The sequence below is a fragment of the Endozoicomonas sp. ALB091 genome, from assembly GCF_049310265.1.
Classification (GTDB): Bacteria; Pseudomonadota; Gammaproteobacteria; order Pseudomonadales; family Endozoicomonadaceae; genus Endozoicomonas.
Genome location: NZ_JBLYNQ010000003.1, coordinates 496,605 through 517,449 on the forward strand (window position 1 = coordinate 496,605; position 20,845 = coordinate 517,449).

Genomic DNA, 20,845 nt, shown 5'->3' on the forward strand with positions numbered 1-20,845 from the left:
TCAAACTCCCTTCGATGAATAAATACCATACTGCTTCGGACGTTTTTGCTGCTTGACCAGTTCCCGCTCAATGGCCTGCAGCCGCCTTTCCATCTCAGCAAAGCTGCTGTATTCCACCCGGCGGCCTTCAAATTCCACAGTACGGGTCTCACGCAGCAGCACTGCCCGTTTCAGAACCTGGTATTCTGTCTCGGTAATCATGGAAGTTATCTCTGAAGGTAAGAACTGCGGGATGAACGACGGAGTGTTTTTGGCTTGTTGCTGGTTTCTTCTAATTCAGGATCAGGCGTATCTTCTGGTGCTGGTCGGCCTTTGGCGAGTAGCTCCAGATTAATGCCCCGGTGCTGCTGAAGAATACGGATCGCGGCCAGTGAGTATACCCGGCAATCCAGTGCTTCGTTCCGGCGGTTCTTGGCATCCCAGGTAAAGTAAGGGACACCGAGCCGGTATTTCTTGATCTTTTCTTCTGCGGTGGCCTGCTTGAAATAATCTTCATCAAAGCAGTCCTTGATCGGCCAGTGGCAGTAGCCTTGTCCAGGCTCCAATACCCGGTAGCGTTGATAGACCAACTCCTTGGCGGTATCGGTGCCAACCAGCGTCAAATAGATCCCTTTCTTGTTTTTGGTTTTGGGGAAGGTGGCGATAGGTTTGCCAGCCTGAGAGGAACCCTTAACCGGAATCGCCCAATCGGCTCCTTGCTTACGACAGAAGGCATACACTTCATCGGTGTAGTGGCCACCAGAGTCTATGCAGACCTGAGCCACATTTATTTTGGTGCCATCCTGACGGGTGTAGGTTTTATGGAGCATATCGGCCAGAGCATCCCAGATACCTTGTCGGGATAAGTCACCGTATAAACGGACATAATCAATTGACCAGCTTTCCTCACCAGAACCCCAGCCGGTTACTTCAAACTCAAAGCGATCATCCTGGACATCACAGCCAACGGTCAGTATCTCTACCCACCAAGGCACCTCTGCCGGGTAATGTTCCCGCCGATGGTAAAGCAAACTATGTTCAACAGTCTCACCTTGTTCCGTCCAAGTCTCGCCAAGAACGGTATTGGTCCAGTCCTTGAACTGTACCGGGTTACTTTTGGCGGCGAGAAAGTCCTCCACTGCATTTTGCCAGCTGTACCAGCCATTAGGGCTATAAAGCGAACTCAGGTGGAATCCAGCGACCTTATTACTCTTTTCAGTTTCAGCCTGCCAATGGCCATTAGTGAGCAGTTTCGGTTTGTCTTTTTCATAATGCTTATGACCACACTGCACACACTCAAACCGGGTGGTTGCTGGGTCATGGTTATCAAAAATGATCTGAGCCCAGACGATTGGTTGGTAGTGTCCACAGCTATTGCAGGGGACCAGATAGCGTCGTTTATCACTGCTCTCATAAGCCGCTTCAATCTTGCTGGTTTCTGCAATATTGGGTGTGCTGACCATCAGGATTTTGCGGTTACGGCTAAAAGTGGCTGTTCGTTTAATGGCCAGATTGATCGGGCTGCCTTCGCCATCCACATCATCGTCGTAGGCATCCACTTCATCCATAAATAAAAATCGGGCAGGCATCGAGCGCAGGCCTGCTGCTGAATTGGCTCCGGTGAAGATCAGCACACCATTGGGAAACTCCTTGGTCAGCAGGGTATTTCCGCTATCCCGACTTCTTGGATCTTTTACTTTCTCCCGCAGATCCGGCATTTCATCGATCATCGGAGCGATCCGTTGCTTGGAGGTTCGCTTGGCCATATCCAGCGTGGGCAGCACATACATCATCGGACCCGGCGTATGGTCAATCACATAACCAAGCCAGTTATTGCCGCATTCGGTGCCGCCCACCTGGGCACCTTTCATAAACACCACTTGCTCGACAGGCGACGATGGTGACAGACAATCCATGATCTCTTTCAGATACGGTGTGCGGGAAGTTCGCCAACGGCCAGCTTCTTTGGTGGCTTTTGCCGGAAGAATCCGCTTCTGGTCAGCCCACTCGGAAACGGTCAGGCGGGTGTCCGGCCTCAGCCCTTTGAAGAAGCCTTCAAAATATGGGCTTTTGACTGACACGCTATCAACCATTTAAGCAACCTTTGAAGAAACCTAATAATAGGTCTATTATTTGATCTATTAATCAACCGTAAAAGGAGCTAGTTATGGCCTCAGTCCATCCTATTCTCGCTGATGTCAGTGCCGGGATATCCGAACTCAAAAAAAACCCGATGGCCGTTCTGAAAGAAGCCAATGGTGAAACCGTGGCCATCCTGAATCGCAATCAGCCCGTGTTTTATGCAGTGCCAGCCCATGTTTATGAAGCTATGCTCGATGCTCTGGATGACCTGGAACTCGCAGCCATCGTCGAAGAACGCAAAAATGATGAGCGGATTCGGGTAAATATCGATGACCTATAAGTTGGATTTTTCTGCACTGGCGTGGAAAGAATGGCAGAAGCTTAACTCCACGGTCAGAGAGCAGTTCAAGGCCAAGTTGCGTAAACGCTTGGAGAACCCTAAAGTTTCCAAAGATAAACTGTCCGGCCAGAAAGACTGCTACAAAATCAAACTGCGAAATTCGGGCTATCGGTTGGTTTATCAGGTCTTGGACGACGTTGTTGTAGTATTTGTGATCAGTGTCGGTAAACGAGAGCGAAGCGAAGCCTATAAAGCCGCTCAAAAACGACTACGGTAAAGCCATAGCATTAAGTATCGCTTCCAACTCCTCTTGAAGTAGCTCCCCCACTTTTCTTGTGTCATCCTCCGCCGCCAGCACATCCGCCATTCGATCAGGAATAGCCAGCAGTTCATCCCGAACAATCCGCCCCGCTTTGAACGCATCCTGCTTTACCTTGGCGGCATCGGTCAGGGTGCCGCTTTTTTCCTCATACTCCAGCTTGGCCATCTTTGCTTTGAACGCCTCCCGCATAGTGCAGGCAGTGACAAAGTCAACGGCTCCCGGTTGTGTCGGTGCAAGATCGGTGGATTGATCGGAACGGATCAACGTCACCGGGTCACTATTGGCTTTCATGGCCTGCTCAGCCTGCACCAAATCCACCTTGCCATTTTTCAGTTTCACAATGCCCTTTTTGATCAGTTTGGTGACATAGCTCTTGGTAAAGCCCTGCTGTCTGGCAAATTCCGCTTGTGAAATCAGCGCCATGGGAAGTCATACCTACAGCCATCTCATTCAATATGGACATTTGTCTTAAATTTTCTCGAATTATCGTGGCCATCCCCTATAGAGCTACTGCGACAACAAAAAATGAATCAATAAAGGATGTAGTTATGAATGAAATTGCCACGTTAAATGATGCGGTGCGAAAGTCACTGGTGAATCTGGAAGTGAAGAACAGTCTTTCCCTCATCAACTGCCGGTTTGAAATAGTGATGACCGCCAACCTGCAAAACACCATTGAGAACAAAGTCGGTTTGTTGAAAGCCGTTGCCGAGTTTAACCACTTCAATGAGCAGAATGATCCGTATGGTGAACACGACTGTTTCCGCTTCAAGTTTGAAGATGAATGGATCATTGCCATGTTTGATTATTACGCCCCGGATATGGAACACGGTTCGGAAGATGCCTCGGATTTAACCAAAACCATCCGGGTTCTGACCATTATGCTGGCCATCGATTATTAATAACGGAGAAAAACAACCATGAATAATGAAACGCAATTGATCACTCATTACTATTTCTGTACTGGCGTTATTGACCGATTAAGCGACCAAACCCGCACACCAGCAGAATTATTTGGTGATGGAGAACTGGAGCTGATTCATAACCTTTGCCGTTATAGCCAGATCATCAGCGAGATCGAACATTTCAAAAATGATGAGGAAGGCTTTCCCGGAGTATTTGATTATGAAATCTCTGAAACGCTGGCGGCTCAACTCTGGATTGCCTTGTGTGAGCAGAACCCGGAATTTGAGCCCTGGGATTTCCCGGATGAAAAACAGTTCAGAAAACTGGTAGAGCAGCTGATTGATGACTGGCTTCAGCAGCGCTTTCCCAGAGAATTAACGATTCAGCAATGGCTTGAAAAGCGACAATAACTCAACCGCCAAGGACGGCACTGGTTTGAATAAAAAGTATACCTGCTGCACCATTTTTGAAACTGAATTTTCTTATTAGTTTTCAGCTGGTTAATGCCAAAAAGTATACCAAGGGTATACCTCGTTTTCAGACCTGTCACTAACGCAAATCCGCGCCCCCTCGCACCCGCAAAAAACTAAACATTGCAGGGACCCACGTTGTTTGTAATTTGACAGTTTGAAAGCCATTACCTACTGGAAAAATCATCATTAAATCAATCAACTATAAAGGAGTATTAAACCAGAAAAACAGTTGAGATATACGGCAGTTCACCCATAGTTAAAGTGTGACATCAATAAACAACGCAAAGGAGATACATCATGACTACTAATAAAAACACTGCAAAAACCACAGCTAAAAACAATGCAAAAGGAGATAAAACCATGGCTAATAAAAACACTGACAAGAAAAGCAAAAAGTCCGATTCTGAAAAATTTGCTGAACTGGCAAACATCCGTGTACCCAAAGCCCTGCGGGTATTGAAGTCCATCTCATCATTGGCCAACGATGACAAATATGAGTACACCGATGCTCAATCAACTGCCATTATCAGCGCATTGAAATCCGCTGTTGATGACCTGTCCGAATGCTTTAAAAACGGAGGCAAAAAGGAAGAGGAGACATTCCGCATTTAATCCCGGATTCAACCCCTCACAAAGCAGGCAACGATGCCTGCTTTTTTTGAGTTTGATGATTATTCATGCACTATCGGAACATCACCAGGCACCGGTAAATCGTCACCATGCGACGTTTCCAATATTGATCTGTAACCTATTGCAATGATCAAATGACCCGCCAGATCGACGTAGAACCGATCCTGTATGATGCTCAATCCGTACCCACATATTGGAATGAACAGGTCAACCGATCAAATGAATGCTTACTCAGGATCGACTGAGCAGGCATGCCGACCCGTCCAGGTTTGCGGGTCATGATCCATTCATCCGATTTATTCATGGCATGAATCAAGGCAGGCGACGTGGTAACGGTATTCACCTTGTAGCCCTGTTTCCGGTACAACTCGCAGATATAGCAGCGCAACTGAAAGCCAATCCCCAGCCCCTGATAATCGGGCAATACCACCGTTCTGTGCAGTCGTTTCAGCTTCTTATTACTCGGATGAGGGAAGTGCAAGACGCTGCACCAACCCACCGGTTCCCCATTGATCTCGGCAATGTACTTATGGGCTGATCGGTTGTGAACACTGCTCAGATAGTGAAATGGCCTAAATAGCGGCCACTCTGACTGGTCGGCTCTGCGGACATCGATACGGATTTCCGGTCGTCGAAGACGCCTCCGTTTGAAGGTATGCTTGTTGCAGTCGTAAACCCAATCCGGTTGTAGCCATTCGACAATATCGTAATGGCAGCTGACCGCAATAAACTGCTTATCCTCCTTGCGGATAAACTTCTGGATAGCGGCACTGCCGATCTTGGCCACCTGCCGATCCACGACAGAGGTAAATTCGTCGTAGATTACCGGCTTATCGGATTCCAGGATCAGCCTGGCAAGTTCTGCCCGCATCTTCTGGCCATTGGAGAGCACAGAAAACGGCTTCAACCAGTCAGGCGGAGAAGAAAACCCTACCTTGCTCAATGATTCCGTAATCTGCTTGGCACTCAGGTCTTCGCTGAAATCGTCCACTACGGAGCGGTCTGACCACTGGTAACCGGAGAATAGTTCAAAGTCCTTGAATACTTCTCTGGCAATGGTCGTCTTGCCAGAACCACTGGCACCAACAATCAGGCCAATATTCCAGGGCTTGTCCTCAATGGGAATATCTACGTCGAACTCTTTCTTCACCGACTGCATATCAATATCAAACATCCCCTTGACCTTCTCAGTGCGAAAGGAAGGCTTGATAGCGGACTCCACTACAAACTTTGAACGCGGCATTTCAGTCCCTTTTGTGTCAGTTCGTCGTAGATTTCCTGCTGATGGGCTTCGTTGTCACACTCCACCAGGATATTGAAAATTTCGGTGTATTCCTCGCCATTGGGTTTCTGTTCGGGTTCAGGGGCAAGATCATCAAAGAGCGTTACCATGAAATCGTCTTTGAAGCCGAGCAGATTCAGATCAAAGTCTTCAGCTTGCAGGGCTTCCACTTCCCGGGATAGTACGTCCATATCCCATGAGCTATTCAGGGCTATGGAATTATCCGCTATGACGTAGGCCTTCTTCTGGGCTTCCGACAGTCCGGCCAAGACAATGCAGGGAACGGTTTTCAGGTTCAATTTCTTTGCTGCCATCAAACGTCCATGGCCAGCAATAATCCCGTTTTCTTCGTCAATCAACACAGGATTGGTAAAGCCAAACTCTTTGATAGACGAACAAATCTGGATAATCTGCTCTTCATCGTGAACCCTGGAATTGTTCACATAAGGGATCAGGTCGCTGACTTTACGATCCACCATTTTGTATTTCTTTGCTGCCATCCTTAGCGCCTTATCTTGTCTGCCACCTTCTCAATGCCCCGGCTGGTAATGTAACCACCAAGGCCAATCTGAACGATGGAGAAGAGTTTAAGCTCCACCGCTTCTGATAAATCCGGTGCTGACCAGCCAAGCCAGCGAGCAACAATCAGGGCAGTAAATACCAGCATTACAATGGGACGCCATGACCGCTGTAACCAACCATCACCCTGAGCTTCTGCCTTGATAACACCGGCACGTTGAGCCAGTTCATCCAGCTCACCTTTGACCGCCATATCCACCAGTTGGTTTTTCGCCTGGGCAGCTTTTTCAGGGTCAGGAATGATGCGCTCAATCACCTTACCCAGTAGAGGAATTGCAGCAGTCCAGCTCATTCGATGGTCTCCAACCAGTGCTCAACCACAAAGTTTGGGCAGGTTTTGTAGGGAGTGAAATAGTAATGACCAACCACTTGAGCCTTTGGATAACGCAGCTGCAGGGATTCAACCAGCATTTCCAGCATCAGCCATTGTTGAGAAGTGAAGTTATCTTCTGGTTTTCCCTGTCGATCAATACCTCCGACCAGACAGATACCAATGGACTCATGGTTATGACCTCGAACATGAGCCCCCTGAACCTGAGCATCTCTGCCATGCTGAATCTTGCCACTTCGCTCAATAATCCAGTGATACCCGATATCTGACCAACCATTGTCTTCCAGATGCCAGCGTCGGATATCGTCTGCAGTGACTTCCTGATCTGCCCGGGTAGCTGAACAATGGATCACGATGTAATTGGTTTCCGTCCTTGGAATCATCGCTTCATTTCCTGAAGAAGAAGGCAACCAGGCCAATCAGTGCAGACACGACCAACCAGCCAAGTCGTTCAATACCGGCCAGCAGAACACCACGAGAACTACCCTGAAGCTCCAAGGCCCTGATCCGGGCTTCCATCTCACTCAGCCTGGAATCCAGCTGATTCATGTTGTCGTTCTGGTGTGAGATGCGTTCTTCAATTCTGGCGAGTTGGGATACTGCCTCGCTCAGTTTGTCCAGCTTCACATCAATGCGATCCAGACGGTCGGAGAGGTCAGTCATGGTGCGTCCTGCACAGGGAGAAAATTAGGGCAATAAAAAACCCCACGCCGCTATTTATGAAGAGCGGGGTGAGGTTTTACATCTTGGAAAATTGTGCCTGATTCAGTAATCATTGGCAAGCAATCTAGAATCAGCCTCTTGGGGTCAGTGTTCCATTCCTGTTCAGGCAGCCCAAAGAGGATGGGAACAGCTCTGTCCTTCTGAGCCACGCTTCATTGCTGTATCCTTGAAGTTGAGCTCGGACCGCGATCTTGACCATTGACTGATTTATGTCGATAACAGGCCCGCAGAAGGTTTCATCACCAATTTGGATATTTGACCTCCAGAGAGCTAGTTGCTTCTGCTCTTTTTGCTGTTGTAATCGCCGTTTTTCAGCAGCAATTTGCCGCTGTTTTTCTTCAGCTGCTAATGTATTTTTCAGCCTTAACCTGGCTTTTGGTACAAGGTCCAACTCATCCAACGTCTGATATTTCTTGATGAATCTATCGATCTGAACAGAGGTGGATGCGAGGTCGTACTCTTTTCTTTGCTGTTTTTTATACGCAGATACAATCCTGTCCTCATGCTGTTCATAGAAAGACTTCTGATCTTTCAAAATGCCTTCGTATTCCTTTTTGAGACGATCAAGCTGTCTGATTTGAAATGCTTCCAAATCTGAGTTGGGTATACCAAAGCCCAAAGTCGCCTCTGCAGATGAAAACTTAAACTCTGGAATCGATTGAACATCCGTATATTGAGCTAAAAACCCTATGTTCTGCTTGGTCTTTTTTTTGATTTCAGCTTCATAAGAAGCTGCTTTGCGATGCATTACTTGCACATACTCATGTGTTTCACGGGCTTTTTGATGAAAGTTATCAAGACTTCCATATTCAGAGTTTATAAGCCCAACTAACACGTTGTTGAACTTTTCATGATTAAATTCTACCCAATTATTTCTTTCTAATGCATCATCAGGATTTATGATTGCATCTGCAGCAATAAAAGGAGCAGCGACAGCACCTGCAAATAGGAAACTATACCCAACAAACGCACCAGCAGCCACTCCAAAGGGGGCCGCAATAGCAGTATTTGCCACATCCTTTGCGGTTATCGGTTTCTTCTCCGCTTCTTTTTTCTGTGCTGCTTTAACCTCTTTAGGAGTATCACCGTAATCACTTTGGAGGAAATTTACATGCAGAAAAAGTTCATTTTTATTCTCCCAACTATCACACTTGCTTTTTGTCAATGTTTTCTGACACGAAAATCTTTTGCTATCAAAAGCAGGCTCCAAACTCGGAATTTTGAACTGCCAAACACCTTCCGTTAATTCATAGGACAATGCATATCTCGAACTATAAAAGAATGGTGATAACTGATACTTACCGTCCTTGTAGGAAAACGAGCCATAAACATCCAGTTTCTCGGTAGACTGTTCTTTAGCAACGGACTGCTTAGTTGGGTTGCTTAAACACCCTGATATTGAAACACTTAATGCAGCGAAAATAAGTACTTTCCAGCTTCTCATTCTTATTCCCTATGATAAATTCTTATTCTCAGTATCCATCAAAATAGTGCCATAGATTTTGTCAACTCTCCACTAAACGACAGAGTAATTACTCGTTGTGTCCACTCTTCACCAAGATAGAAATAAGTGAATTTCTATCCAAGTATTCGTCACAAATCCGCCAATAACCGGCCTGCCACTGCTGAAAATCTCGCTTCCAATTCTGCCTGTGAATCCGGCATTTTTTGATGATCAGGCTTGTTGGATAGAGGTGCTGGCCATTAGTCACATAACTGCGATAATCCAGAACGGTATAGGCCACCACATCCCTGATCCTTTGTTTGGTAGCCTCGCGGTAATCTCGCCCACTTTTCGCCAACTGCTCGGTAACGTCCTGCTCTAACCACTGAAAGAACCTACCCTGTTCAGGCATGAAATGCTCAGTTCTGGGTGCATAAGCCCACTTTGCCCAGGAGCGAAATGGCTCATCAAGCTTTTCCACTGCGGCTATCACCTTGCCAGCTTCCACGGCATTGCAGATCAACAGGTTGTTGTCGAGTTTGCTCGATTGACTACCTGCTCGAAATGCTAAGGGATTAACTTCAAAACCCCTGCTGGTCAGATGAATTGCATAGGCGTCATGAATAGCCTGTCGTGCTGAGTAGAATTTCATACCGATTCTCCATATCGGGCAATGAGCACAGCATCAGCACGACCATTGTCTTTTTTTCGATGAACGTCAGCCTCTGGATAGAGGTCTAACACTTTTCCCCGGGATGCATCCTTGTGAGCTCCCATAAGTCCAGCAGAGCGTTTCCAGCGTTGGGGAGTCACATACGTCAGGGGAAAACCCATTAAACTGACAGCGGCTTCTACAGCACCATACGAACGGCCAAAGTTAAACATGGAGACTACTCCCTGCCCTGGCCTTGCTCCTACCTTTTCCAGATAAACCATCTCTACCTGATGCCGTGAATAGCCACCAAATATTTTCATTAGGCCAAAGCCGTTGACTTTCCGCTTGCTTCCTTCCGGAGAGGTGGGCATATCTTCCAGTCTGATTAATTCCTTGTTTTTGCAATCCAGAACCGCAATACCTCCCGTCAGCCCCGGATCTATTCCTATTATTATTTTCATTACTTTGCTTTCTCTGTCTTTTAATCTTTTTCTCCCGGAGAATCTTTCCGTATTACTGTGTCTGACCTTCATGCTTCCCTGCCTCATTCTCCCACTGGATATATATATATCCAGTGTGGGGAAGGTGAGGTGGCGGCTAAAGGCATCCGCTACGGTTAATCACCTGAAAAATAAGAAGTTTTGAGGAAAAGAGAGGAGCCTCAATATAAAGAATCCTCATAAGTTATTAAGAAAGGAGGCAATTGACTGTTTTTTAAACAGTACATTACCTCACCCGAGCCCTTTATTTTTTCTCTGAAATCACAGACTGACCTTTTTCAGAAATAGAGATAAACGGCGCATCCATCATCAAAAACTCACACTCTACCAAGGCATCAAATGTGCGAGACCAGTTCTTGCTGGATATGAAACCCTCCCGAAAACAGGCATCACGCAAATTCCTTGTTTCGATCCTGGCAAGGCCGGGACTTCTGTCGGCTCTAACCAGTGTCGCTTTTGCTTCACCAATCAATCTTTCCAGTGTTTGGATGACCCGCTTTTGCTTTTCCCCGATCCGAATTTCTGCCTGTAACCGGCCTTGCTCTCGAATATGTTCGCGGTTCTCTTGCTGCTTGATCTTCAGTGCATTGGCTTTATCCAGGTATTGCAGAACACAGCTGTATTGCGGCTCGCCTTCTTCGTCATTGAAGGGCAGACGCACAGAGCCAAACTGAAAGTTCATTTCATCCGGCTCATCAGCGTCCTTCATTTTTTTGGGGGTAATCTTGATTTCATCGTCTGCTTTAACCACCGCATACTCGGCATACAGCGCACCTTTGAGCGCACTGTTACCCCGGGCGCGATCTTTCGAGCCCACGCCGGTATGATGGACGATCAGTACATTGCAGCGATATTTTGAACGCAGATACTCATCAATGTGACCAATAAAGGTGCTCATTTCCCGAGTTGAATTTTCATCCGCAGGCCCGAAGTTTCTTGCCAGGGTATCAATGACAATCATGGAAGGCGTAACACCTCCAGTATCACTGACTATTTTTTCAATGCTGTCACTGACCGCCCGGGCACTGGCCAGACTGGTCAACGCAGCGGAACACTGACTGATATACAGCGGCACATTGCGCAGGTTGTAGCCATAAAAGCTCTGCCAGGCCATAAAGCGACGGGAGAGGCCATTGAAGCCTTCCCCGGCAATGTAAAAGACAGGCCCCGATTGCTTGACAGGTTTGCCATGCCAGTCCTTGCCTGTCGCCACACAGCAAGCAAGATCAATGGCTGAGAAGGATTTCCCACAACCTGGCTCTCCAAACATCAGGGAAAGGCTGTCCATTTCCAGAAAGCCCTTGATCAGCCAGTTAATTGGTTTCACGCCTTTAACCAGTTCCTCTATATGACTGAAGGCGAACTCTGGCTTACTGCTGGGCAATGGCTCAATAAAAATGGAGGAACCAGGGTTATTGTTGTTATGGGTGCGGGAAATGCTGGCAATGGTGGTATTCAGCTCAGCATCAGACAATGGTGGATTATTGGACTGGTTCCATTGATCCAGAATGGCTTTGACTTCTCTGAGTGAAGAATTCTGCCGGAGCAACTGACCTGCCATACTCGCTGCAGCGTTATTTCTCCCCTGCCCTTCTGCCAGATTACTTCCGTCATGTGGCAATGGGTATTGATCTGTGGAGAACCCCAGGTCACCCGTTGGCTTATCTTCTGCAGCCTGCCCATTGAAGCCATTGATGGTGGCAATATCCTCAGGCATCAGCATGGGCAGATCGTGCAGATCACTGATATCCATATACCCGTCCGTTTCCCATTGATAGAGTGTACCGTCTGCATGGGTACTGCCGGGCGCTACTACATAACCACCAATGCCGCGCAGATCGATCTTGTTTTTTCTGACTGAGTTATGAACGGGATAGTCCGGGTTGACCCGAAAGTAGTAGTGCTTGCCTTTACTGGTGGTTGCTCGCAATGGCGTCCGGGTAATGGCACCTTCTTCAATAAACTGCACCGCTTCTTTACTGTCCGCATCCACGACCACCACACCGTATCCGGTAATGATGGCCCAATTGGTATGTGGGTAGAGGTTGGTCCAGTTCTCAATGGTGCTGTCGTCCGGTGCTTTATCCTGATACTGCTTCCAGCGAAACCGGGGAGCTTTTGGCCATTCGACGTTTGCTTTCTCTTTATCTCCTGAACAGCGACCGTCTACAAACCATGCAGGCGGTTCTTCAAATGGGGAACCGAGTGGCACAATAGAGAGACCGGCTTCATTGAGTTTCCAAGCTTCTGTGGTGGTATTGGGAAGAGTCACATCCATATTATTGTCCTTGTGGCGATGTCCATTTTTCAGAGACAAAAGCGTCCCTGCCCGTGATCGGGTTAGTTTTTTAAAATGGGTAGAGCGTTGCGGCGGGTAGTCCATTATCGTCGTTTCATGGTCGCCTCCTGCGATTCAGACGAATAACGCCCTAAATATGTACCACCATGATACTTTAATAACAAGTACAATTGTATTATTTTGATGGTGTATCTTTTTGGTGTTGTACGGTTTAATAGAGTCATGGACATACAAGAAATAAGACGCCACAACGCCCGCTTGCTGGCCGAGAAAGGAAAAACACTGGCCAACTTTGCGGAAGTGATCGGACGCCCCGCCACTCAGGTCAGCCGGTTTATGGGCAAGAACCCGACACGCAGCATCGGCTCCAAAATTGCCCGGGAAATTGAATACGGCTTCAATAAGCCCCACGGCTGGCTGGATATCTACCACGAGACCGCCAACGACTCCCGCCAACTGAAAACCCATGGCAACCTGCTAGTCTCGGGCTATGACATTGAAGGCACCCGGAGCATTCCGGTCATTTCCTGGGTACAGGCGGGTGACTTTAACGACAATGGCAGACTGTACGCCCCAGTGGATGACACCACCGAATACACCGCCTATCACGGCCGGATCAGCAATGGTGCCTATGCTTTGATTGTTCAGGGTGACTCGATGGTCAGCCCATATCCTGGGCAAATGAGTTTTCTTCCGGGCAGCCGGGTGGTGATTGATCCCGCCCTGGAACCACAACCCGGGCAGTACGTGGTCGTTCGCCTGCCGGGAACCGATGATGTCACCTTAAAACAATTGGTGCGGGATAATGGCCAACTGTTCCTCAAACCACTGAACCCGCAATACACGACCATGCCATTCCCGGAAGACGGTCATATTTGCGGTGTCGTGGTCAGCATCAATACCAAGCTCAGTTGATACATTTCTCAATTTATCTTCCCCCCCCCTCTTAGCCAGAAGGGGGTTTTGTATCAAAAAATACCTTTCCCAACTCACTGATCTTATTTCGCATTTTCATTATTTTTATAATATGTATCTTTTTGGTATTGACATGCAGATCACTTAAGGAACATATTTTATAGCAGATGGCTGAACGGATGTACGCCATCGATTCAAACAGACGAACTCACCCTGACACTGAAAAACAGGCCACTGATGCCTGCCGGGTTCGTTCGCCCTGAAGAAAGCCAATAACAAAAAGGATGACACTCTATGAAAGAAACCCCCTCCACTGCCTCGCCCCATCCACTGGACCAACTGGCTCATGAACTGGAAGTTGCCAAACAGGCAGAAAACCAGGCCAGAGAACAACGCATGGCTATTGAGCAGCAGCTCTGCAAGCTGGTCGGCACAAAAGAAGAAGGCAGTTTTTCGGTCAAAGGCGATTACTACAAGGTGACCACCGTCGCCGGAATGAGTCGTGTAGTGGATTCAGAAAAATGGGCGGCCGTTCGACAACAACTGCCTGCGGATATCGCCCAGTCGGTGATCCGCAGCAAACTGGAAGTCAACACCCGGCAACTGAAAAGCCTGCAACAACTGAATCTCGCCCATTACCAACTGGTCTCCCAGGCCATTACCACCAAACCAAAGAAAGTCAGCGTCAAGTTTGAACGGCTGGAGGTTCAGTAATGGCTATTTCACTTGAATCCATCAGCCGCTCTACCGGCATCAAGGCTCCCCGGATTGTGGTTCATGGTGGCCCAGGGCTTGGTAAAACCACCCTGGCCGCCGGTGCACCGAACCCGATCTTTATCTGTACCGAAGATGGTTTGGGCAAACTGGAAGTCGACGCCTTCCCCATGATGCAGTCATTCCAGGATGTTCTGGATGCCATCACGGTTCTTTACTCATCCGACCATCACTATCAGACGCTGGTGATCGACAGTCTGGATCATCTGGAACCGATGATCTGGCAGCACCTGTGCGATACGTATGTTGGCTCAAAGGGCGAACGGTACCAGGCCATTGAAGACTTTGGTTATGGACGAGGCTTTCTGGAGGCGCTGAATCTCTGGCGCCAACTGCTGGATGGACTGGAAGCCCTGCGTAACGAAAAGGTATGGCCTTTATTCTGATCGCCCATTCCGAGATCAAACGGTTTGAGAGCCCGACCACCGACAGTTATGACCGGTACCAGATCAAGCTGCACAAACGGGCTTCCGAACTGGTGCAGGAATCCGTGGATTGCATCTTGTTCGCTGATTACAAGACCGTCATCGAAAAAGAAGAAGCCGGTTTCAATAAAACCAAAACCCGGGGCATAAGCACCGGCCAGCGCTACCTCTATACCGAAGCCAAACCCGGCTTTATCGCCAAGAATCGCTATGGACTGCCAGCAGAACTCCCCCTGGACTGGCAGGCTTTCAGCGACGCTATGACCTCAAGCCACTGAATAAGGAGATTGAAATGGCACAGTTAGGTTTTAATGCAGACGACTACGATCCAACGGATGAGTTTGAGCCCCTGCCGCCCGGTGAATACCTGACCATGATCACTGAGGCCTCCCTGGATAATACCAAGTCCGGTGGCCAGATGGTGAAGCTCACCTACACGGTGATGGAAGGCCAGTTTGAAGGCCGTAAACTCTGGTCTCAGCACAACATCGTCAACAGCAGTCCGAAAGCGGAAGAGATTGGCAGGAAAGAGATCAGCCGTATTGCCCATGCGGTTGGCCAGCCCCGAATAAACGACACTGAACAGCTGTTACAGCAGGTGATCCGAATCGTCGTTGTGCTGAAACAAGACCCGGGCTTTGGTCCAAAGAATGAAGTCAAGAAGTGGATCAGTGCCGGTGGTCAACCCATGCAGAGCGCACCTGCACCTCAGCAACAGACACCTGTCCACAATCCGGCGTCTGCCCAACAACCACCCCATCCGGCAACTCAGTACGCAGCACCGCCCTGGGGGCAGAAGTAACTCGTCATTAGTACCAAGGGGGCTTGCCCCCTTCATTCAGGGAATGAAATTTATGTTTTTTAATTCTACGGGCACCTCCGCCCGGAAGCTCGATAGAGCAAGATTTACCAAACGACGACCTTCCAAAACAGAGAGAAAGCGAAAACGCAAAGCCCAGCGAATGGCCCGACGGTTAAACAAAAAGCAGAAATAGGCTCAGAGCCAGGGAAGGTGAAGCATTGTGAAAATCCCCGAACCCAACAAAACGACCATCAAAGCGATTATCCGGCATTATGAGGACAACCAGGGTGGTGCATTCCGGGCGCATCTGGGCGGTTCAATTATTGGTCGCCCCTGTGACCGGGCGCTCTGGTATACCTTTCGCTGGTGTACTGATGTGAAGCATGGAGGCCAACTGCTGCGACTGTTCCAAACGGGTCATCTGGCAGAAGAACGGTTTGTTGCTGATCTGCGTAATGTGGGCATCAAAGTCTTTGAAACCGATCCAGCCACTGGTAAACAGTTCAGAATCTCGGCCTGCAACGGGCATTTTGGTGGTTCATTTGATGGTGTGGGCCAGGGCTTTATCGAAGCCCCCAGGACCTGGCACCTGATTGAGATGAAAACCCACAATGAGAAGTCCTTCAATAACCTGGTTAAAAAAGGTGTAGAGGAAGCCAAGCCAGAACACTTTATACAGATGCAGGTGTATATGTACCTGGCAAACCCTCAGCTGACCCGAGCCTTCTATATCGCCGTGAACAAAAATACGGATGAGCTGTATGGTGAGCGGGTTCGGCTTGATCCTGTTATTGGCAAAGCAGCCATTGAGAAAGCGGAATGCATTATTGCCAGCGACCGTCCTCTGAGCAAAATCAGTGAAGACCCCAGCTGGTACCTCTGCAAATTTTGCGACCATCAGGCCATCTGCCACGGACAAAAAGCCCCTGCGGTTAATTGTCGTACCTGCCTGCACAGCACACCCGTTGAAGATGGCCAGTGGCACTGCGCCCGTCATGATATGGAAATCCCGGAATCGGTTCAGATGTCAGGTTGTGAACTCCACCTCTATAACCCTTACCTCTTAGAGCAATTTGCTGAGCCCATTGATAGCGATGAGTTTTGGATACGTTATCGCCTGAAATCAACGAGAGAGGAATTCATAACTGGCACAGATAAAGGCCAGCTCTCCTCTCAGGAAATTCAGGCAGTAGAAGACAAGCGCCTGCTGACGGATGAAAAGCTGGCAGGACTGAAAACCCAGTTCGATGGAACGATTGAAAATAATCAATGAGAAGGAAAATGAGCTATGGATCATTCAAAACGCTATCGCTTCATACCAGCCAGCACACCGCCTGCGGCAGATCAAATTGACCTGATCGGCCTCAATTCAGAAAGTGGACTCTGTATCACGGATTATCAGCAAGGTAATTTCTACCCCCGGGTTACCCACTACCTGATCGAAGATACAGCACCGTTTGAGCAATATGCTCAAGCCGCTTGCGATGAAACCATCAACGACCTGGAAAAACAGTTAGAACAGTTTCAGAACCAAACCATCCAACTCCGGGACTTGTTCGCCATTGCCGCCCTGATGGCTGAGTTTACCTGTAACCGTGGCAGCGCCATTGAACCGGCGGTGAATTTTGCTTACACCATTGCGGACAAAATGCTGATGGCCAGGGAAGCTGACGACAGAAAACCAACATCCGTCGACCGTAAAGCAACAGAACGAGTGGCCAATAAGATCATCAACCAGATGAAGGGCTTCGACAATGGCTTTTGAACTCCGCTGGTACCAGCAGGAGGCCATTGATGCGATCTATCAATATTTCAGTGCTTCTCAGGGTAACCCCTTGGTCTGCGTCAGTACCGGCGGCGGCAAGTCAGTGATCATCGCTGACTTTATCCATGGGGTTTTACAGCACTGGCCAGACCAGCGCTTCCTGATTCTCTCCCATGTGAAAGAGATCATTGAGCAGAACCATGAAAAGATTATTGCCCAGTGGCCAGAAGCCCCGACGGGCATTTACTCGGCCTCTATGAATTCCCGCAATACTGATGCTCAGATACTGTTTGCCAGCATCCAGAGTGTTCATAAACGAGCAGAGCAGTTAGGCCATTGTGATTTACTCATTATTGATGAATGCCATCTGCTCAATAGTGAAAGCTCAGAAACGATGTACTCTCGACTGATTGCTGGTCTTCGGGACATTAATCCTGCACTGAAAATTATTGGTTTTACAGCCACTCCTTACCGGATGAAACAGGGCTTGCTCACAGAAGGCAAAAACCCACTGTTTGATGAGATTGTCTACGAGACCGACATTCAGCGATTAATTGACGATGGTTTTCTATCGCCTCTGCGTTCCAAAGCAGGAAAAGAGAAAATTGATCTTGCTGGCGTCAGAACTAGACAGGGTGACTATCTGGCGAGCGATATGGAGGAAGCAGTCAACAAAAACGATGTCACCGAAAAGGCCGTGGCAGAAATCATCCAGTACGGTCAGGAGCGGAAAGCGTGGCTGATCTTCTGCGTCAGTGTCGCCCATGCTGAACAGGTTAAGGAACTTCTGACAGCTGAAGGCATCGGTGCCGAATGTATCACCGGAGAAACCCCAAAAGATGACCGGGCTCGGATACTGGCGGACTATAAAGCAGGAAAGATAAAAGTACTCACCAGTCAAGGCGTCCTGACCACCGGATTTGACGCACCTTTAACCGATATGATTGCCCTACTCCGCGCCACCAAATCACCCGGACTTTACGTGCAGATATTAGGCCGCGGCCTTCGTATCAGCCCAGACACTGGTAAGACTGACTGCCTGGTACTGGATTATGGCGGCAATGTAGAACGCCATGGCCCTATCGACCGGATCACCGTTGACCATATAAAAGCAGGCAAAGGCTCCGGAGAACCGCCGGTTAAGGAATGCCCGGAATGTTTTGAACTGATCCTTGCAGGCCTGCGGATTTGCCCTGCCTGCCACTATGAATTTCCGGAACGGGAGAAGCATGAAGCAGAAGCTTCCAGCGCCGCACTGTTGGCCAACCAGATTGAACCGGAATGGCTGAAGGTGGACGAGGTTTTTTACAGCATCCATGAAAAGTTTGGCAAGCCCCCTTCTCTGCAAGTCACATATCGCTGCGGTTTTGAGACTATTCGGGAATGGGTCTGTTTCCAGCATGGTGGTTACGCCCGGCAGAAAGCGGTCATGTGGTGGGTAAAGCGGGTTGAGCAGGCTCCGGTGCCAGAGCTGACGGTAGATGCTTACCAGCACCTGACTGAACAGAATGATATGAAAGAGCCCTGTCGTATTGAGGTGCTTAAGGAGGGCCGGTGGCATCGCATAAAAAGCTTCGATTTCACCGTAAAACCCGATACACCCAGCGCCTGGAATCATAACCCTGCAGAAAGACCAAAACCAACTCAAACCATGCCTGCTGGCATTGACGTTTTTGATACGGATATCAATTTTTAAACAGGAGAAAACCATGAATACCGAACTGATGCTCTTCGCCAAGTATGAAAAGCCCTACGTGCCACTGGAAGACGTTTGCCAGGAGTTCTTTGGCATGTGTGAAAAACGGGCGAAGCTGGCTGCAGCCTCTCAAAAGCTGCCGGTTCCGGTGGTGCGTACCATGAACAGCCAGAAATCGCCGTGGATGGTGAAAATTTCAGACCTGGCAGTTTATATTGACGCCCGGCATGAGCGATACCGGAAGACGTGGGAAAAGGTCCAAGGTGTTATTTAAGGGTGTTGCCGGTCAGTAATACCGGCATTACTTTTCCCGCTCTGGAATCACAACCACCTCAATATTATTTTCCCGGCATCGCTCAATCCTTGAACAAAACCAGCCCTTGCTCTCTTTAGCTGCCAAGCTCTATACATTCAAAGCTTCGACAAAATCCTGCCTTCCCAAAATACGAACAATCAAAACCCCATCGTCAAGCTCAGAGTAATAGACAGCATGCACTCCATACACACTACGCCGATAACCTTCACGAATATGACGGATAGCAGGATAATGATTTGGGTGACGCGCGAGTGAGTTCAGATGCGTTTCCAGGCCATCCAGATAACGACTGGCTTGCTCATACCCGAAGCAATCAAGACCAAACTCAAATATTCGCTCAATATCCTGTCCGGCCTCCACCGATAGATGGTACCTAGTCATGCTTGACTCTCCGGGCTAATACACGATCCCGGATATCATCTACTGTATCGTTGCTGATCCCGCTGTTTTCACCGGCAATAAGCGCACTCCGAAGCGATTCTGTCGCCTCCTGACGCCGCCTGGCCTGACGAATCAAGTCATTCACCACTTCACTTTTACTGCCATACTCGTCGCTCTCAACCTGAGCCTGCAACCATTGGTCATTGGGTGAGGTGAGGGTAATACTTTGCCTGGCCATGGGTCATCTCCTGCCTATCCATTGTGGTGCAATATTACACCAGATTAGCACAAATGTGACCATTGGCCAGATGTCTCAGGAATGAAAGCGAAAGGTGGGAACAGGTTCATGACATGCAACATTACTGCCGGTAGATCATCTTACCGGCAAAACCCGGCTATATTTATGATCCTTCCTATATAAATTTGACCTGAAGTTTTTTTCAGCTAGAATGTACCTAAAATAGTACAAACCAATGAAAGTGATTTCTGTTCGATTCTACGCCACACAATCGGGCCATGAACCAGTGCTTGACTGGCTAAAGGCTCTAACCCGCGAAGATCGCCGGACTGTGGGGCAAGATATCAAGACTGTTGAAATCGGCTGGCCTATTGGCATGCCGGTAGTTCGAAAGCTGGATAAGGGGCTTTGGGAAGTGCGCAGTGACCTGACAGGCGGCAGAATTGCCCGTGTACTGTTTACTGTCGCTGACGGTGAAATGGTGTTACTGCACGCCTTCATTAAGAAAAGCCAAAAGACCCCGGCCAGTGATCTTGAGTTGGCGAAGTTACGGCGCAACGACGTATTGAGAAAATAAAAGGAGGCAACAATGAGCAATCCTCACATCGGAAGCAACTTTGATGACTTCCTGGCAGAAGATGGCCTATTGGCCGAATGTCAGGCTGAAGCCATGAAACGGGTTATTGCCTGGCAGATTGATGAGTACCTGAAGAAAGAAGGTGTGAACAAATCCGCTTTTGCCAAACTGCTTGGAACCAGTCGCTCACAACTGGATCGGCTGCTTGATCCAGACAATACAAGTCTGAATCTCAGAACATTGTCCCACGCGGCCGAAGTGATGGGAAAACGATTGGAACTCAGGCTGGTATAGGCTGAACCCGGCATTAACGCTTGCTTTGTCGCAAGATTGGCCATTTAAAACGTATGAGTAACCGGTGCGCTGATCTTGCGAAAAGCGGGAGGAGTATTATTGTCCATAACGATAGGG

30 protein-coding genes are annotated in these 20,845 nt (G+C 48.5%); 16 read left to right on the forward strand and 14 right to left on the reverse strand.

Features of this window, described 5'->3' with window-relative positions; genetic code table 11:
- Together ACO6UX_RS05120 and ACO6UX_RS05125 are read right to left on the reverse strand one after the other, a co-directional pair.
- Complete coding sequence (locus ACO6UX_RS05120) at window positions 1-201, reverse strand: phage head-tail joining protein (protein WP_422445460.1); 201 nt, start codon at window positions 199-201, stop codon at window positions 1-3.
- Between the two features lie 5 nt (window positions 202-206).
- Window positions 207-2,072, reverse strand: a complete 1,866-nt coding sequence (locus ACO6UX_RS05125; RefSeq protein ID WP_422445462.1) for a phage terminase large subunit family protein — start codon at window positions 2,070-2,072, stop codon at window positions 207-209.
- 74 nt (window positions 2,073-2,146) lie between these two features.
- Here ACO6UX_RS05125 and ACO6UX_RS05130 point away from each other — a divergent pair, with 74 nt between their 5' ends.
- Window positions 2,147-2,401 carry a type II toxin-antitoxin system Phd/YefM family antitoxin gene (locus ACO6UX_RS05130; RefSeq protein WP_163373296.1) on the forward strand — a complete coding sequence of 85 codons (255 nt, stop codon included), beginning with the start codon at window positions 2,147-2,149 and terminating at the stop codon, window positions 2,399-2,401.
- Window positions 2,391-2,678: a type II toxin-antitoxin system RelE family toxin gene (locus ACO6UX_RS05135; RefSeq protein WP_422445465.1), complete on the forward strand. Its 288-nt coding sequence runs from the start codon at window positions 2,391-2,393 to the stop codon at window positions 2,676-2,678. The genes ACO6UX_RS05130 and ACO6UX_RS05135 overlap by 11 nt, the downstream gene beginning before the upstream one ends.
- Here ACO6UX_RS05135 and ACO6UX_RS05140 read toward each other — a convergent pair.
- Entirely contained in the window at window positions 2,670-3,146 is a 477-nt protein-coding gene (locus tag ACO6UX_RS05140; protein ID WP_422445467.1) for a hypothetical protein, read from the reverse strand. The genes ACO6UX_RS05135 and ACO6UX_RS05140 overlap by 9 nt on opposite strands.
- 125 nt (window positions 3,147-3,271) lie before the next feature.
- Here ACO6UX_RS05140 and ACO6UX_RS05145 point away from each other — a divergent pair, with 125 nt between their 5' ends.
- From ACO6UX_RS05145 to ACO6UX_RS05155, 3 genes are all read left to right on the forward strand, one after another.
- The gene (locus ACO6UX_RS05145) at window positions 3,272-3,625 is read left to right on the forward strand and encodes a DUF3768 domain-containing protein (protein WP_422445469.1); all 354 of its coding nucleotides are present in this window, start codon (window positions 3,272-3,274) and stop codon (window positions 3,623-3,625) included.
- An 18-nt stretch (window positions 3,626-3,643) separates the two neighbouring features.
- Window positions 3,644-4,039: a hypothetical protein gene (locus tag ACO6UX_RS05150; RefSeq protein WP_422445471.1), complete on the forward strand. Its 396-nt coding sequence runs from the start codon at window positions 3,644-3,646 to the stop codon at window positions 4,037-4,039.
- A 360-nt stretch (window positions 4,040-4,399) separates the two neighbouring features.
- Entirely contained in the window at window positions 4,400-4,714 is a 315-nt protein-coding gene (locus ACO6UX_RS05155; RefSeq protein ID WP_422445473.1) for a hypothetical protein, read from the forward strand.
- Window positions 4,715-4,907: 193 nt separating this feature from the next.
- On the opposite strand, the gene ACO6UX_RS05160 is transcribed toward ACO6UX_RS05155, so the two are convergent.
- From ACO6UX_RS05160 to ACO6UX_RS05200, 9 genes are all read right to left on the reverse strand, one after another.
- On the reverse strand, window positions 4,908-5,975 hold the full coding sequence (locus tag ACO6UX_RS05160; protein ID WP_422445475.1) for a GNAT family N-acetyltransferase: 1,068 nt from the start codon (window positions 5,973-5,975) through the stop codon (window positions 4,908-4,910).
- Window positions 5,954-6,514, reverse strand: coding sequence for a ParB/Srx family N-terminal domain-containing protein (locus tag ACO6UX_RS05165; protein ID WP_422445477.1), 561 nt, complete (start codon window positions 6,512-6,514; stop codon window positions 5,954-5,956). The genes ACO6UX_RS05160 and ACO6UX_RS05165 overlap by 22 nt, the downstream gene beginning before the upstream one ends.
- A gap of 2 nt (window positions 6,515-6,516) precedes the next feature.
- Window positions 6,517-6,885 carry a 3TM-type holin gene (locus ACO6UX_RS05170; protein WP_422445479.1) on the reverse strand — a complete coding sequence of 123 codons (369 nt, stop codon included), beginning with the start codon at window positions 6,883-6,885 and terminating at the stop codon, window positions 6,517-6,519.
- Window positions 6,882-7,307, reverse strand: coding sequence for an N-acetylmuramoyl-L-alanine amidase (locus tag ACO6UX_RS05175; protein ID WP_422445481.1), 426 nt, complete (start codon window positions 7,305-7,307; stop codon window positions 6,882-6,884). Before ACO6UX_RS05175 ends, ACO6UX_RS05170 begins: the two co-directional genes overlap by 4 nt.
- A 4-nt stretch (window positions 7,308-7,311) precedes the next feature.
- Entirely contained in the window at window positions 7,312-7,587 is a 276-nt protein-coding gene (locus tag ACO6UX_RS05180; RefSeq protein WP_101746105.1) for a hypothetical protein, read from the reverse strand.
- Window positions 7,588-7,717: 130 nt separating this feature from the next.
- Window positions 7,718-9,091, reverse strand: coding sequence for a hypothetical protein (locus tag ACO6UX_RS05185; protein WP_422445483.1), 1,374 nt, complete (start codon window positions 9,089-9,091; stop codon window positions 7,718-7,720).
- A gap of 88 nt (window positions 9,092-9,179) precedes the next feature.
- The gene (locus tag ACO6UX_RS05190) at window positions 9,180-9,743 is read right to left on the reverse strand and encodes a bacteriophage antitermination protein Q (protein WP_422445485.1); all 564 of its coding nucleotides are present in this window, start codon (window positions 9,741-9,743) and stop codon (window positions 9,180-9,182) included.
- On the reverse strand, window positions 9,740-10,207 hold the full coding sequence (locus ACO6UX_RS05195) for a hypothetical protein (RefSeq protein ID WP_422445487.1): 468 nt from the start codon (window positions 10,205-10,207) through the stop codon (window positions 9,740-9,742). The genes ACO6UX_RS05190 and ACO6UX_RS05195 overlap by 4 nt, the downstream gene beginning before the upstream one ends.
- Before the next feature lie 283 nt (window positions 10,208-10,490).
- The gene (locus ACO6UX_RS05200) at window positions 10,491-12,629 is read right to left on the reverse strand and encodes an AAA family ATPase (protein ID WP_422445489.1); all 2,139 of its coding nucleotides are present in this window, start codon (window positions 12,627-12,629) and stop codon (window positions 10,491-10,493) included.
- A 138-nt stretch (window positions 12,630-12,767) separates the two neighbouring features.
- Between ACO6UX_RS05200 and ACO6UX_RS05205 the strand changes: the two genes are divergently transcribed.
- The 9 genes from ACO6UX_RS05205 to ACO6UX_RS05245 all read left to right on the forward strand — a co-directional run bounded on the left by ACO6UX_RS05205 (window position 12,768) and on the right by ACO6UX_RS05245 (window position 19,196).
- On the forward strand, window positions 12,768-13,460 hold the full coding sequence (locus ACO6UX_RS05205; RefSeq protein ID WP_422445491.1) for a LexA family protein: 693 nt from the start codon (window positions 12,768-12,770) through the stop codon (window positions 13,458-13,460).
- A gap of 294 nt (window positions 13,461-13,754) precedes the next feature.
- The gene (locus ACO6UX_RS05210; RefSeq protein WP_422445493.1) at window positions 13,755-14,174 is read left to right on the forward strand and encodes a DUF7173 family protein; all 420 of its coding nucleotides are present in this window, start codon (window positions 13,755-13,757) and stop codon (window positions 14,172-14,174) included.
- The gene (locus ACO6UX_RS05215) at window positions 14,174-14,620 is read left to right on the forward strand and encodes an ATP-binding protein (protein WP_422445495.1); all 447 of its coding nucleotides are present in this window, start codon (window positions 14,174-14,176) and stop codon (window positions 14,618-14,620) included. Before ACO6UX_RS05210 ends, ACO6UX_RS05215 begins: the two co-directional genes overlap by 1 nt.
- Window positions 14,605-14,937 carry an AAA family ATPase gene (locus ACO6UX_RS05220; RefSeq protein WP_422445497.1) on the forward strand — a complete coding sequence of 111 codons (333 nt, stop codon included), beginning with the start codon at window positions 14,605-14,607 and terminating at the stop codon, window positions 14,935-14,937. Before ACO6UX_RS05215 ends, ACO6UX_RS05220 begins: the two co-directional genes overlap by 16 nt.
- Window positions 14,938-14,951: 14 nt before the next feature.
- On the forward strand, window positions 14,952-15,461 hold the full coding sequence (locus tag ACO6UX_RS05225) for a DUF669 domain-containing protein (RefSeq protein ID WP_422445499.1): 510 nt from the start codon (window positions 14,952-14,954) through the stop codon (window positions 15,459-15,461).
- A gap of 220 nt (window positions 15,462-15,681) precedes the next feature.
- Window positions 15,682-16,734: a hypothetical protein gene (locus tag ACO6UX_RS05230; protein ID WP_422445501.1), complete on the forward strand. Its 1,053-nt coding sequence runs from the start codon at window positions 15,682-15,684 to the stop codon at window positions 16,732-16,734.
- Window positions 16,735-16,749: 15 nt separating this feature from the next.
- On the forward strand, window positions 16,750-17,226 hold the full coding sequence (locus ACO6UX_RS05235; RefSeq protein WP_422445503.1) for a hypothetical protein: 477 nt from the start codon (window positions 16,750-16,752) through the stop codon (window positions 17,224-17,226).
- A complete protein-coding gene (locus ACO6UX_RS05240) occupies window positions 17,216-18,922 on the forward strand; it encodes a DEAD/DEAH box helicase (protein WP_422445505.1) in 1,707 nt (568 codons plus the stop codon). Before ACO6UX_RS05235 ends, ACO6UX_RS05240 begins: the two co-directional genes overlap by 11 nt.
- A 13-nt stretch (window positions 18,923-18,935) precedes the next feature.
- Entirely contained in the window at window positions 18,936-19,196 is a 261-nt protein-coding gene (locus tag ACO6UX_RS05245) for a pyocin activator PrtN family protein (RefSeq protein WP_422445507.1), read from the forward strand.
- Between the two features lie 129 nt (window positions 19,197-19,325).
- Here ACO6UX_RS05245 and ACO6UX_RS05250 read toward each other — a convergent pair whose 3' ends face one another.
- Both ACO6UX_RS05250 and ACO6UX_RS05255 read right to left on the reverse strand, forming a co-directional pair.
- A complete protein-coding gene (locus ACO6UX_RS05250) occupies window positions 19,326-19,619 on the reverse strand; it encodes a type II toxin-antitoxin system RelE/ParE family toxin (protein WP_422445509.1) in 294 nt (97 codons plus the stop codon).
- Window positions 19,612-19,857, reverse strand: a complete 246-nt coding sequence (locus ACO6UX_RS05255; protein ID WP_422445511.1) for a type II toxin-antitoxin system ParD family antitoxin — start codon at window positions 19,855-19,857, stop codon at window positions 19,612-19,614. Before ACO6UX_RS05255 ends, ACO6UX_RS05250 begins: the two co-directional genes overlap by 8 nt.
- Window positions 19,858-20,092: 235 nt before the next feature.
- On the opposite strand from ACO6UX_RS05255, the gene ACO6UX_RS05260 reads away from it, so the two are divergent.
- Together ACO6UX_RS05260 and ACO6UX_RS05265 are read left to right on the forward strand one after the other, a co-directional pair.
- Window positions 20,093-20,434 carry a type II toxin-antitoxin system RelE/ParE family toxin gene (locus ACO6UX_RS05260; protein WP_422445513.1) on the forward strand — a complete coding sequence of 114 codons (342 nt, stop codon included), beginning with the start codon at window positions 20,093-20,095 and terminating at the stop codon, window positions 20,432-20,434.
- 12 nt (window positions 20,435-20,446) lie between these two features.
- Window positions 20,447-20,728, forward strand: coding sequence for a Fis family transcriptional regulator (locus tag ACO6UX_RS05265; RefSeq protein ID WP_422445515.1), 282 nt, complete (start codon window positions 20,447-20,449; stop codon window positions 20,726-20,728).
- Window positions 20,729-20,845 lie beyond the last annotated feature (117 nt).

Coding starts and splice junctions, on each gene's coding strand:
- ACO6UX_RS05120 (WP_422445460.1), bottom strand. CDS start 201: ATGATTACCGAGACAGAATACCAGGTTCTGAAACGGGCAGTGCTGCTG.
- ACO6UX_RS05125 (WP_422445462.1), bottom strand. CDS start 2,072: ATGGTTGATAGCGTGTCAGTCAAAAGCCCATATTTTGAAGGCTTCTTC.
- ACO6UX_RS05130 (WP_163373296.1), top strand. CDS start 2,147: ATGGCCTCAGTCCATCCTATTCTCGCTGATGTCAGTGCCGGGATATCC.
- ACO6UX_RS05135 (WP_422445465.1), top strand. CDS start 2,391: ATGACCTATAAGTTGGATTTTTCTGCACTGGCGTGGAAAGAATGGCAG.
- ACO6UX_RS05140 (WP_422445467.1), bottom strand. CDS start 3,146: ATGGCGCTGATTTCACAAGCGGAATTTGCCAGACAGCAGGGCTTTACC.
- ACO6UX_RS05145 (WP_422445469.1), top strand. CDS start 3,272: ATGAATGAAATTGCCACGTTAAATGATGCGGTGCGAAAGTCACTGGTG.
- ACO6UX_RS05150 (WP_422445471.1), top strand. CDS start 3,644: ATGAATAATGAAACGCAATTGATCACTCATTACTATTTCTGTACTGGC.
- ACO6UX_RS05155 (WP_422445473.1), top strand. CDS start 4,400: ATGACTACTAATAAAAACACTGCAAAAACCACAGCTAAAAACAATGCA.
- ACO6UX_RS05160 (WP_422445475.1), bottom strand. CDS start 5,975: ATGCCGCGTTCAAAGTTTGTAGTGGAGTCCGCTATCAAGCCTTCCTTT.
- ACO6UX_RS05165 (WP_422445477.1), bottom strand. CDS start 6,514: ATGGCAGCAAAGAAATACAAAATGGTGGATCGTAAAGTCAGCGACCTG.
- ACO6UX_RS05170 (WP_422445479.1), bottom strand. CDS start 6,885: ATGAGCTGGACTGCTGCAATTCCTCTACTGGGTAAGGTGATTGAGCGC.
- ACO6UX_RS05175 (WP_422445481.1), bottom strand. CDS start 7,307: ATGATTCCAAGGACGGAAACCAATTACATCGTGATCCATTGTTCAGCT.
- ACO6UX_RS05180 (WP_101746105.1), bottom strand. CDS start 7,587: ATGACTGACCTCTCCGACCGTCTGGATCGCATTGATGTGAAGCTGGAC.
- ACO6UX_RS05185 (WP_422445483.1), bottom strand. CDS start 9,091: ATGAGAAGCTGGAAAGTACTTATTTTCGCTGCATTAAGTGTTTCAATA.
- ACO6UX_RS05190 (WP_422445485.1), bottom strand. CDS start 9,743: ATGAAATTCTACTCAGCACGACAGGCTATTCATGACGCCTATGCAATT.
- ACO6UX_RS05195 (WP_422445487.1), bottom strand. CDS start 10,207: ATGAAAATAATAATAGGAATAGATCCGGGGCTGACGGGAGGTATTGCG.
- ACO6UX_RS05200 (WP_422445489.1), bottom strand. CDS start 12,629: ATGGACTACCCGCCGCAACGCTCTACCCATTTTAAAAAACTAACCCGA.
- ACO6UX_RS05205 (WP_422445491.1), top strand. CDS start 12,768: ATGGACATACAAGAAATAAGACGCCACAACGCCCGCTTGCTGGCCGAG.
- ACO6UX_RS05210 (WP_422445493.1), top strand. CDS start 13,755: ATGAAAGAAACCCCCTCCACTGCCTCGCCCCATCCACTGGACCAACTG.
- ACO6UX_RS05215 (WP_422445495.1), top strand. CDS start 14,174: ATGGCTATTTCACTTGAATCCATCAGCCGCTCTACCGGCATCAAGGCT.
- ACO6UX_RS05220 (WP_422445497.1), top strand. CDS start 14,605: ATGGCCTTTATTCTGATCGCCCATTCCGAGATCAAACGGTTTGAGAGC.
- ACO6UX_RS05225 (WP_422445499.1), top strand. CDS start 14,952: ATGGCACAGTTAGGTTTTAATGCAGACGACTACGATCCAACGGATGAG.
- ACO6UX_RS05235 (WP_422445503.1), top strand. CDS start 16,750: ATGGATCATTCAAAACGCTATCGCTTCATACCAGCCAGCACACCGCCT.
- ACO6UX_RS05240 (WP_422445505.1), top strand. CDS start 17,216: ATGGCTTTTGAACTCCGCTGGTACCAGCAGGAGGCCATTGATGCGATC.
- ACO6UX_RS05245 (WP_422445507.1), top strand. CDS start 18,936: ATGAATACCGAACTGATGCTCTTCGCCAAGTATGAAAAGCCCTACGTG.
- ACO6UX_RS05250 (WP_422445509.1), bottom strand. CDS start 19,619: ATGACTAGGTACCATCTATCGGTGGAGGCCGGACAGGATATTGAGCGA.
- ACO6UX_RS05255 (WP_422445511.1), bottom strand. CDS start 19,857: ATGGCCAGGCAAAGTATTACCCTCACCTCACCCAATGACCAATGGTTG.
- ACO6UX_RS05260 (WP_422445513.1), top strand. CDS start 20,093: ATGAAAGTGATTTCTGTTCGATTCTACGCCACACAATCGGGCCATGAA.
- ACO6UX_RS05265 (WP_422445515.1), top strand. CDS start 20,447: ATGAGCAATCCTCACATCGGAAGCAACTTTGATGACTTCCTGGCAGAA.